This is a genomic window from Chromatiales bacterium, from assembly GCA_020445605.1.
In the GTDB taxonomy this organism is placed as follows: domain Bacteria; phylum Pseudomonadota; class Gammaproteobacteria; order JAGRGH01; family JAGRGH01; genus JAGRGH01.
In genome coordinates this window covers 1-2,281 of sequence record JAGRGH010000035.1, presented here as the reverse complement: position 1 = coordinate 2,281, position 2,281 = coordinate 1, and the positions used below count along the sequence as shown (strand labels likewise).

Annotated in this window: 3 protein-coding genes; all 3 read left to right on the top strand. The window is 53.9% G+C overall.

Annotated features, from left to right (window positions below):
- Positions 1–420, top strand: a 420-nt coding sequence (locus tag KDG50_07165; protein ID MCB1865195.1) for a hypothetical protein, incomplete at its 5' end; no start/stop codon positions are given.
- 358 nt (positions 421–778) lie between these two features.
- Positions 779–1,408, top strand: coding sequence for a hypothetical protein (locus KDG50_07160; GenBank protein ID MCB1865194.1), 630 nt, complete (start codon positions 779–781; stop codon positions 1,406–1,408).
- A 306-nt stretch (positions 1,409–1,714) separates the two neighbouring features.
- Positions 1,715–1,933 carry a DUF1508 domain-containing protein gene (locus KDG50_07155; protein MCB1865193.1) on the top strand — a complete coding sequence of 73 codons (219 nt, stop codon included), beginning with the start codon at positions 1,715–1,717 and terminating at the stop codon, positions 1,931–1,933.
- The last annotated feature ends 348 nt before the right edge of the window (positions 1,934–2,281 follow it).

Below are 2,281 nucleotides of genomic sequence, written 5' to 3'. Positions count from 1 at the left end.
GGGGGCGTCCTCTTCAAACGCTACGACGTGAAGGCAGGGCGAACCCCACCAAGTGGAGCAATCCCTTGTGAGGAGCAACCGACCGGGCATAATAAGCATTGGCCGCACTGGGTTCCAGCCAGCAAGGACGACCCGGCGGATCGGTGGTTCTTCGAGGTAGACACATGGGATTTACCAGACGGCACATACGAGCTGATCGGGGAGAAGGTCAACGGGAACAACGAGCGCATCACAGGACATCGGCTCATTCGACATGGAGAGGAGCGGTTCTACTTCGCTCCACGGACATTCAACGAACTCAAGACATGGCTCGAATCACGGGACATTGAAGGGATCGTCTGGCATCACCCCGACGGGCGGATGGCAAAGATTAAGAAAAAGGACTTTGGATTGCCACGCAAGCCACAGAACAATGGGTAACGAACCAGTCCTAACGCATAAGGTCGGAGACCGGGTTGCCTTGCACTTCTTTGGGGATACCTACACTCTTGTTATCACAAGTATCACTCCCCACAGCGGCGGGGAGACTATACGTCTGTATGAGGAGAAGATGACGCGGAGAGAAGTCCATGAGGTGCGCGAGGCGGGTCAAGAGATTTGCTGGATGGCTGGACAGAAGACATACATAGCCGCGCTCCCCATCACAATCAACCGAATCGAGTGAACGCGCAAGGAAACACCTTTGATACAATTTTCCAGTTGCATCGGTCACCGGAAAAGGTTAAGTTGCATCCGTTCAATCGCACGAGACATTCACAATAACCAAACGGAGACTATCATGTCAGCACAATCCAACTACTACGTCATCTTCAACGAGAACCTCACAAGCGACCGTCCAGCATGGGTAACAATCCAGACCAAGCCGGGCAAGACTAACATGAGCCACGAGCCGATGACAGAAGGTTGGCTCGGCACGTCGAACGATGTCTACCAGTACGCTCACGGAGAGTTTGAAACAGAGTCAGCGGCACGGGCATACGTTGAAGAGCATTGGCCGACAGCAGTAGAGACCGACGCAGACGCGATCTTTGACGAGGACGGGGAGACCGAGATACAGACAGCCGAGTTCCGCGTCGGGACGGTTGTCGAGGGTGAGATCGTTTCCTATGATCGGTATGCGGAGAACATCTACGAGCCGTTTAACAGCCTACCAGAAAGCGCGTTCGCCTTTACGTGTGACGCTTCAACCCAGTCCTACACCCCAGAAGTCAGAGAGCTTTTCCTTCAGAAATTTGGGGAGGGCTTTGAAGACGGGATTTTTGAAGACGCGGTCTCATCAGCCACTCTTTACGCAAAGTTTGCGGCAATAGAACTCCGCTCACGTTACGAGCGCGTCCAACTCGTAGAGGAAGACGACTTCCTTTACGTACTGGTAGCCGACAAACGCGAAACCGCAGTGGAGGCATAAGATGGGGTACAACCACGTACACACTGGTGACCCGATGTACCACCACGTCGTGGAAGCCATCCTCGAAGACCATTCAGAAATGGGGGGTGGGCGTATCCGATTACGTGGAGAGGAGGGGAGAGACGTGCTGATAAGTCTCGGATCGGTACGCGGATGGCCTCTTGAGGTGAAAGACAAAGAGGGTCGGGTGCTTTTCACCTTCCCAGCCGCGCCAACAAAGACGATACCTGACCCATTTGGGCCACCCGGCGGAACAATGGAGATCGGTCAACGCGGAGAAAAACCAACAACCAAACCGAGAGACGTATGAGCACAGAGTCAACCAAAGCCGAGTACATTATTCGCTATGAGAAGGCGAGGAATGGGGAGTTCTACGGGATCATTTACCACCGCAACGGCAACGCGATCCTGAGAAGCACCGAGACCTACAAAAACCGGGCGGATGTCGTGCAGGGGATGCGGAATCTCCTACATGGATTACGGATGGGTAACTACGTACACCGAACCGAGGAAACAGATGAGTAACAGTACAGCCCTTGCCGTTCGATTGAATGCGCTTGGGGTGAGAGAGGATCAATGTGCATGCGACACCTGTGTGGCTATGTGCCATCACCGGCCATGCTGGCCTCTTCCAGAAGAGGCTGAGAAGATTATCGAAGCTGGCTACGGGCATCGCTTGATGTTGGAATATTGGGAATTGGACGTTGACGAGGGGAAAGGTCGTGAAGGGAAGATATTTTTGTTGTCTCCGGGGATAAGAGGAGCGGGCGGGCGTCACGCTCCGTGGTATCCACGAGGGACGTGCCTCTTTCTTCGTCAAGACCGGTGCGAATTACACGAACTTGGATTGAAGCCCATAGAAGGGCGGTCGGT

What these genes read in the sequence shown, in the direction of transcription:
- KDG50_07160 (MCB1865194.1), top strand. Translation starts at nt 779, where the DNA reads ATGTCAGCACAATCCAACTACTACGTCATCTTCAACGAGAACCTCACA.
- KDG50_07155 (MCB1865193.1), top strand. Translation starts at nt 1,715, where the DNA reads ATGAGCACAGAGTCAACCAAAGCCGAGTACATTATTCGCTATGAGAAG.